Annotated in this window: 7 protein-coding genes; 4 read left to right on the forward strand and 3 right to left on the reverse strand. The window is 72.6% G+C overall.

Going from position 1 to position 6,686, the window contains the following annotated elements:
• Positions 1–243: hypothetical protein (locus H5J29_RS16475; RefSeq protein ID WP_181781843.1), on the forward strand; the 243-nt coding region annotated here is incomplete at its 5' end.
• A 92-nt stretch (positions 244–335) separates the two neighbouring features.
• Here the strand turns inward: H5J29_RS16475 and H5J29_RS16480 are convergent.
• On the reverse strand, positions 336–2,075 hold the full coding sequence (locus H5J29_RS16480) for an NHL domain-containing thioredoxin family protein (RefSeq protein ID WP_181781844.1): 1,740 nt from the start codon (positions 2,073–2,075) through the stop codon (positions 336–338).
• 51 nt (positions 2,076–2,126) lie between these two features.
• On the opposite strand from H5J29_RS16480, the gene H5J29_RS16485 reads away from it, so the two are divergent.
• Positions 2,127–2,918: an Fpg/Nei family DNA glycosylase gene (locus H5J29_RS16485; protein WP_181781845.1), complete on the forward strand. Its 792-nt coding sequence runs from the start codon at positions 2,127–2,129 to the stop codon at positions 2,916–2,918.
• Between the two features lie 6 nt (positions 2,919–2,924).
• Here H5J29_RS16485 and H5J29_RS16490 read toward each other — a convergent pair whose 3' ends face one another.
• Positions 2,925–3,569, reverse strand: coding sequence for a phosphatase PAP2 family protein (locus tag H5J29_RS16490; RefSeq protein WP_181781846.1), 645 nt, complete (start codon positions 3,567–3,569; stop codon positions 2,925–2,927).
• Between the two features lie 80 nt (positions 3,570–3,649).
• Complete coding sequence (gene pgi, locus H5J29_RS16495) at positions 3,650–5,305, reverse strand: glucose-6-phosphate isomerase (RefSeq protein WP_181781847.1); 1,656 nt, start codon at positions 5,303–5,305, stop codon at positions 3,650–3,652.
• On the opposite strand from pgi, the gene H5J29_RS16500 reads away from it, so the two are divergent.
• Positions 5,289–5,855 (forward strand): Hint domain-containing protein, encoded by a 567-nt coding sequence (locus H5J29_RS16500; RefSeq protein ID WP_181781848.1) that lies wholly within the window; start codon positions 5,289–5,291, stop codon positions 5,853–5,855. The two genes, pgi and H5J29_RS16500, sit on opposite strands and share 17 nt — an antisense overlap.
• 252 nt (positions 5,856–6,107) lie before the next feature.
• Positions 6,108–6,686, forward strand: a 579-nt coding sequence (locus H5J29_RS16505) for a DoxX family protein (RefSeq protein WP_181781849.1), incomplete at its 3' end; no start/stop codon positions are given.

Here is a 6,686-nt window from a genome sequence, read left to right on the forward strand (position 1 = left end):
GCCGCGCTGCTCGACGAGGGCGGCGCCCAGCTCGTCCTGCTCCCCGCGGGGGACCTGATCCCGCTGGACGCCCCGATCACCGTGGCCCTCGACGGGGAGGACCCCCGCGACCGGACGGTCGTGGAGGCGGAGACCGTCACCGCGGCGGAGCTCGCCGAGCACGTCCGGTCGCTGCCGGAGGGCGAGTTCCAGCTCGCCGCGCCCGCCGCGGATGGGAGCTGGACGGTCGCCGAGCTCGAGTGATCGCACGTTTCGTGCTCTCAGCGCGGTCCGGACAGCGCTGAGAGCACCCAACTCGTGATCATGCCGCGCTCAGAGCACGAAACGTGCGATCTTCAGGCCCCCACGGCCCGCAGGTCCAACACGAGCTCCGCGGGCCCGGAGCCCACCCGCACCGGCACCCCCCAGTCCTGCTGGTAGCGGTGGCAGGCGGCGAAGACGGCGTCGCCCTCGTCGCACGCCGCCGCCGCGACGCTCACCGACAGCACCCCCTCGCCCGCCCCCAGCTCCAGGGTCCGCGCCAGCCCCGGCGCCGTCCCACCCCCGCTGACCAGCAACGACGGCGGTGAGGCGGCGACCGTCAGCACAGTCGGGTCGCCGAAGCGGGTGTCGAGGTGCTGCCCGGTGGGCGGGGTGAAGTCGATCCGCAGCGTGACCGGCCCCGCGGCCAGGTCCGTGGTCGGGCGGCGGACCGTGTGGGCGCCCGCGTCGACCCGCGCGCCCGTCGGGATCGGCAGCCGCACGAGCCGGTGCGCGGCGGACTCGACGACCACCAGCGTGTCCCCGTCGACGAGGACGTCGCTCGGCTCGGCGAGCCCCTCGGCCAAGGTCGTCACCACCCCGGAGGCGATCCGCCGGATCGCGCCGTTGTAGGTGTCCGCCACCGCGACCGACCCGTCCGGCAGCACGCCGACGCCGAGCGGGTGCTGCAGCAGCGCCTCCCCGGCCGGTCCGTCCCGGAAGCCGAAGTCGAACAGGCCGAGCCCGACGGCCGTGGAGACCTGCGGGACCGACGACAGCGACAGCGACCGCACCGCCGAGGTCTCCGCGTCCGCGATCCACAGCCTGTCGCCCTCGACCGCGAGCCCGGACGGCTGCGCGAAGAAGGCCGCGGTCACCGGGCCGTCGCGCAGGCCCTCGTTCGTGGTCCCGGCGAGCACCCGGGCCTGCCCGGAGGTCGGGTCGACCGTCCAGATCTGGTGCACCCCGGCCATCGCGACGACGATCCGCCCGTCCCACCACGCCACGTCCCAGGGGGTGGACAGCTCCTGCGCGGTACCGCCCACCGGGACCCGTTCCCGGAGGGGCGCACCGGTTCCGGCGATCGTGGTGAGCCGCCCGTCGGACAGCCGCAGCCCGCGCAGGGCGTGGTTGACCGAGTCCGCGACGACGACGTCGTAGTCCTGCGCGAGCACGCGCGCCAGCCCCTGGGGCTCGGCGAAGGACTCCGCGTCGAAGCCCCGCCGACCGCTGCCGTACCGGCGGACCTCGGCGAGCTCCGCGTCCAGCAGCACGACCTGGTGGTGCGCGGTGTCCGACACCAGGAAACCCTCGCCGAGCGCGATCACCTTGCCGGGGAAGCGCAACGAGGCCTCCGGGGGCGCAGGCGCCACGTACGGCGAGTCCCCGCGTCGCAGCACCCCGGCGTGCTTCTCGACCAGCTCGCGGAGCAGCACCGCGAGACCGTGCGCATGCCCCTCGCCCGCCATCTGCGCCACGACGTACCCCTCGGGATCGATGACCGCGAGGGTGGGCCAGGCGCGGGCGGCGTAGGCGTCCCACATCGCGAGGTCCGGATCGTCGAGCACGGGATGGTGCACCCCGTACCGCTCGACGGCGGCCTCCACCGCCGCCGGGTCCCCCTCGTGCGCGAACTTCGGCGAGTGCACCCCGACCACCACGAGGACGTCGCCGAACTCCTCCTCCAGCGGGCGGAGCTCGTCCAGGACGTGCAGGCAGTTCACGCAGCAGAAGGTCCAGAAGTCGAGGACCACGATCTTGCCCCGCAGGTCCGGGGCCTGCCCGCCGGTGTTCAGCCAACGCCGTCCCTGCAGCCGGGGAGCCCGCACGCGCATCACGCCCCGATCAACGCGCGCACCCGGGGAGACTGTTCCAGACTGGGTCCCGTGCCGGAGCTGCCCGAGGTGGAGACCGCGCGGAAGGTGCTGGAAGGCGCTCTCGACCGCGTGATCGAGTCGATCGACGACAACGACGAGTGGGTGTGCCGACCCCATCCGCCCGGCCAGATCGCCCGGACACTGGTGGGTGGGAAGCTCACCGCCGCCCACCGGCGCGGCAAGACGATGTGGTGCGAGACCGACACCGGACACACCCTCGGCGTGCACCTCGGGATGGGCGGGCGGGTGATCGTCACGAACGACCGGGGGGAGCGGATCGGCGGCGGGCCGGAGCGCCCGGACCGGCAGCCGCGCAAGCCCGAGTGGGACCGGTTTACCATGACCTTCGTCGACGGCGGCCGGTTCCGGCTGTTCGACAAGCGCCGCCTCGGACGCATCCGGCTCGACCCCAGCCTCGACGGCGTGGGCCCCGACGCCGAGCACATCTCGCCCGCCGACTTCCGCACCCGGATCGCCCGGAGCCGCTCCGCGGTCAAGGCACGGCTGCTGGACCAGTCCGTGCTCGCGGGCGTCGGGAACCTGCTGGCGGACGAGACGCTGTGGCGGGCCAAGGTCAACCCGGCCGCCCCCGCGGACGAGCTGGAGCGCAAGGACCTCGATCGGCTCTACCGCAACCTGGAGCGGTCCCTGAGGTCCGCGATCGCGAACGGCGGCGTGCACACCGGCGAGGTCATCGAGCACCGCCACCCCGGCGGCCACTGCCCGCGCTGCGGAGCCGAGATGCGCCACGGCACCGTCGGCGGCCGCAGCACCTGGTGGTGCAGCAAGGAGCAGGCCTGACCGGGGTCAGGCCGCCACCCGCGCCTGCCGGGAGCGCCACCAGAGCAGCACCCCGGTGCACACGGCGAGCCAGGCGAAGCCGGTGGCCCAGCCCGCGACGACGTCGGAGAACCAGTGGACGCCGAGGTAGATCCGGGTGGCGCCGATCCCGCCGATCCACAGCACGCCCGCGAGCGGGACGAGGGCGCGCCACACGCCGTGCAGGTGCGGCCACGCGAGCACCAGCAGCGCCCCGACGACGGCGGCGGACATCGTGGCGTGCCCGCTCGGCAGCGACTCGTTCCCGACCTCGACCAGCCGCACGGCCTCGGGCGGTCGGGGCCGGTCGAGCACCCGCTTGACCAGCGTGAACACCCCGCTGGCGGTCGCCATGGTCGCGATCAGCCACACGCCGTCGGCCCGGTGCCCGCGCACGGCGAGCACGATGCCGACCACGCAGGCCAGCACGGCCATCGCCGCGGTGTTGCCGACGTTGGTGAACACCACCGCCGCGGCGGTGAGGGTGGGGGTGCGGTCGTCGATCGCGGTGGCGAGCGCGGCGCCGTCGGACTCCGCGGGCCCGACCCCGCTGAACGCCGCCCAGACCAGCCCGGCTGCGAGCACGACCGACAGCGTGGCGACGGCGGCGGTGACCAGGAGGGCGCGACGCATCCCTCCAGCCTGCCCGACCACTCCTGAACCCGCCCTGTGAGTGGCGATGGTCGCTCTGGCGATCACCGCGACTCACAGGGTCAGCGGCCTCGGGCGGCGCGGTAGCGGGCGATGAGGGCGGCGGTGCTCGAGTCCAGGGTGGAGAGGTCGGCCGCCGGCTCGTAGAGCGCCGGGCCGAACTGGCGCGCCATCACCTTGCCCAGCTCGACCCCCCACTGGTCGAAGCTGTCGATGCCCCAGATCGTGCCCTCCACGAACGTCTGGTGCTCGTAGAACGCGATGAGCTGGCCCAGCACCGACGGCGTGAGCTTGCGCGCCAGGATCGTCGAGGTCGGCCGGTTGCCGGGCATCACCTTGTGCGGCACCACCTCCGCGGGCGTCCCCTCGGCCGCGATCTCCTCGGCGGTCTTGCCGAACGCCAGCGCCGCGGTCTGGGCGAAGAGGTTGGACATGAAGAGGTCGTGCATGTCCGCGCCGCCCTCGCCGGGCAGCTCGTGGTTCGGCTCGGCGAACCCGATGAAGTCCGCCGGGACGAGCCGGGTGCCCTGGTGCAGCAGCTGGTAGAAGGCGTGCTGGCCGTTCGTGCCGGGCTCGCCCCAGAAGATCTCGCCGGTCACGGTGGTCACGGGGGTGCCGTCGCCGCGCACGGACTTGCCGTTGCTCTCCATCGTCAGCTGCTGCAGGTAGGCGGGCAGCCGGTGCAGGTACTGGGAGTAGGGCAGCACGGCGTGGGTCTCGACGCCGAAGAAGTTGGCGTACCAGACGTTGAGCAGCCCGGAGATCACCGGCAGGTTCTCGGCGAACGGCGCGGTGCGGAAGTGCTCGTCGACCGCGTGCATCCCCGCGAGGAACTCGCCGAAGCCCTCCTTGCCGATCGCGACCATCAGCGACAGCCCGATCGCGGAGTCCACGGAGTAGCGCCCGCCGACCCAGTCCCAGAAGCCGAACATGTTCGCGGAGTCGATGCCGAACTCGGAGACCTTCTCCGCGTTCGTCGACACCGCCACGAAGTGCAGCGGGATCGCCTTCTCGGCCGGGACACCGGAGAGGCCGTCGACCAGCCAGGTCCGCGCGTTGCGCGCGTTGGTGAGCGTCTCCAGCGTGGTGAAGGTCTTGGAGGAGACGATGAACAACGTCGTGGCCGGGTCGAGGTCTCGGGTGGTCTCGGCCAGGTCGGTCGGGTCGATGTTGGAGACGAAGCGACACTCGATCTCGCGCAGGCTGTAGTCCTTGAGCGCCTCGTACGCCATCACCGGGCCGAGGTCGGAGCCGCCGATCCCGATGTTGACGACGGTGCGGATCCGCTCGCCCGTCGCGCCCGTCCACTCGCCGGAGCGGACCTTGTCGGTGAACTCGCCCATCCGGCCGAGGACCTCGTGGACGTCCGCGACGACCGCCTGCCCGTCGACCGTGAGCGACGCGTCGGCGGGCAGCCGCAGGGCGGTGTGCAGGACCGCCCTGTCCTCGGAGGTGTTGATGTGCTGCCCGTCGAACATGGCGGTGATCCGCTCCGGCAGCCCGGCGGCCTCGGCCAGCGCGACGAGCAGCGGCAGCGTCTCGGTGGTGATCCGGTGCTTGGAGTAGTCGAGGACGAGGTCGGCGCCCTCCGCCGTCATGGCCGCGGCGCGCCCCGGGTCGGACTCGAACAGGGTCCGCAGGTGCTGCTCGCCGACTGCGGCGTGGTGCTCGGTGAGGGCGGTCCACTCAGGGGTCGCGGTGATGTCCACGGCGGACATCATGCTCCCCTCGCGGGGGTCCGCGCAGGAGGTGGAGGGTGTGGCCACCACCAACATCCGGTGTGGTGGCGGCGTGGTGGCCGCCGACCCGGTCCGGGCGGTTCGCTGGGGGCACCGCACGATCACCCCGGCCGAAGGAGCAGCCATGACCACCACCGCCCCCGTCCTCGCCAGCCCCGCCTGGATCATCGGCGGGCTGCACAACCGCCCCGGCTACCTCGTCACCGCCGACGGCCGGATCGCCTTCACCGACGGCGACACCACGTACTTCGACGCCCCGCTCGCCGAGGTGACCGACGTGACCTACCCCTGGTACTGGTTCGGCGGCGGGTTCAAGGCCCGCGTGGCGGGGCAGCTGTTCAAGGTCACCTTCGTGAAGCCGAACGGCATGCCCAGCCCGCACCCGTCCATGTTGGAGACCGGACTGTCGGTGCTCGGCGTGGCGGCGGCGTTCCAGGGCGTCTCGCACGTCGGTGACCTGGCCGGCGTCGCCTGGATCGCGCCCGGTCGCGCGGCCACGAAGCAGTGGCGGGAGATCCTCCCCTCCTGACGACGGGTCGTCGGGACACCCGGACGGGTGGCGGGTGAAGTCCGACCAGCGGGGACTCGGCTGAGACGAACGGTGCGTAACCAGGCGCCGCGGGTTTCGTTACACAGATGAGTGGTTCGAACGTGCTGTTCATCGCGTGCGGACGACGGACCACCGCAGAAACCTCTGTTCGGCCTAGCTGAGACCGCGCTTCGGTCTAGCTTCGTCACTTACCGCGGTTTGCCGATGACCCGTAGTCAGGAGAGACCGAGAATGCTTCCCCGTTCGCTCCCCGAACCCGCGCGCGACGTCCTCGTGCTGGCGGCGCGCCTCACGGTCGCGTTCGTCATGCTCGCCCACGTCTGGGACACCTTCGGGGTCAAGGGCTTCACGGCCACCTCGGGCCAGTTCGACAACTTCGGGATCCCCCTCGCCATCGCCGCGACCGCGTTCACGCTGGTCGTCGAGCTGATCGGGTCGATCCTGCTGGCCGTCGGCCTGTTCGTGCCCTACGCCTCCGCCGCGATGACGTTCGTGATGCTCGGTGCCGTCTACTTCGTCCACGCCGAGCACGGCGTGTTCGTGAAGAACAACGGGTGGGAGCTGGTCGGCCTGATCGCGGCGGTCTGCGTCGCCATCGCCGCCGCGGGCCCCGGTAGGTGGAGCCTCGATCACCTGATCTTCGACCGCCGCAAGGCGCCCGAGGCCCCCGCGCCGATGGACGTCAGCTCCGACCCGGCGGGCGTCCCGATCGCCCCGGCGCCCGTCGCCTACCGCCCCGGCGCGCAGACCTGGGGCTCGCAGGCGCCGCTCTGGGACGCCGAGCCGATCCAGCCGCCGAGCCGGCAGCCC

Origin of the sequence: Pseudonocardia pini (assembly GCF_013870575.1) — a bacterium.
Lineage (GTDB): Bacteria > Actinomycetota > Actinomycetes > Mycobacteriales > Pseudonocardiaceae > Pseudonocardia > Pseudonocardia pini.

Excerpts from the sequence above, each read along its gene's own strand:
- H5J29_RS16480 (WP_181781844.1), bottom strand. The coding sequence starts at position 2,075 with ATGCGCGTGCGGGCTCCCCGGCTGCAGGGACGGCGTTGGCTGAACACC.
- H5J29_RS16500 (WP_181781848.1), top strand. The coding sequence starts at position 5,289 with ATGTCCACGGCGGACATCATGCTCCCCTCGCGGGGGTCCGCGCAGGAG.
- H5J29_RS16490 (WP_181781846.1), bottom strand. The coding sequence starts at position 3,569 with ATGCGTCGCGCCCTCCTGGTCACCGCCGCCGTCGCCACGCTGTCGGTC.
- pgi (WP_181781847.1), bottom strand. The coding sequence starts at position 5,305 with ATGTCCGCCGTGGACATCACCGCGACCCCTGAGTGGACCGCCCTCACC.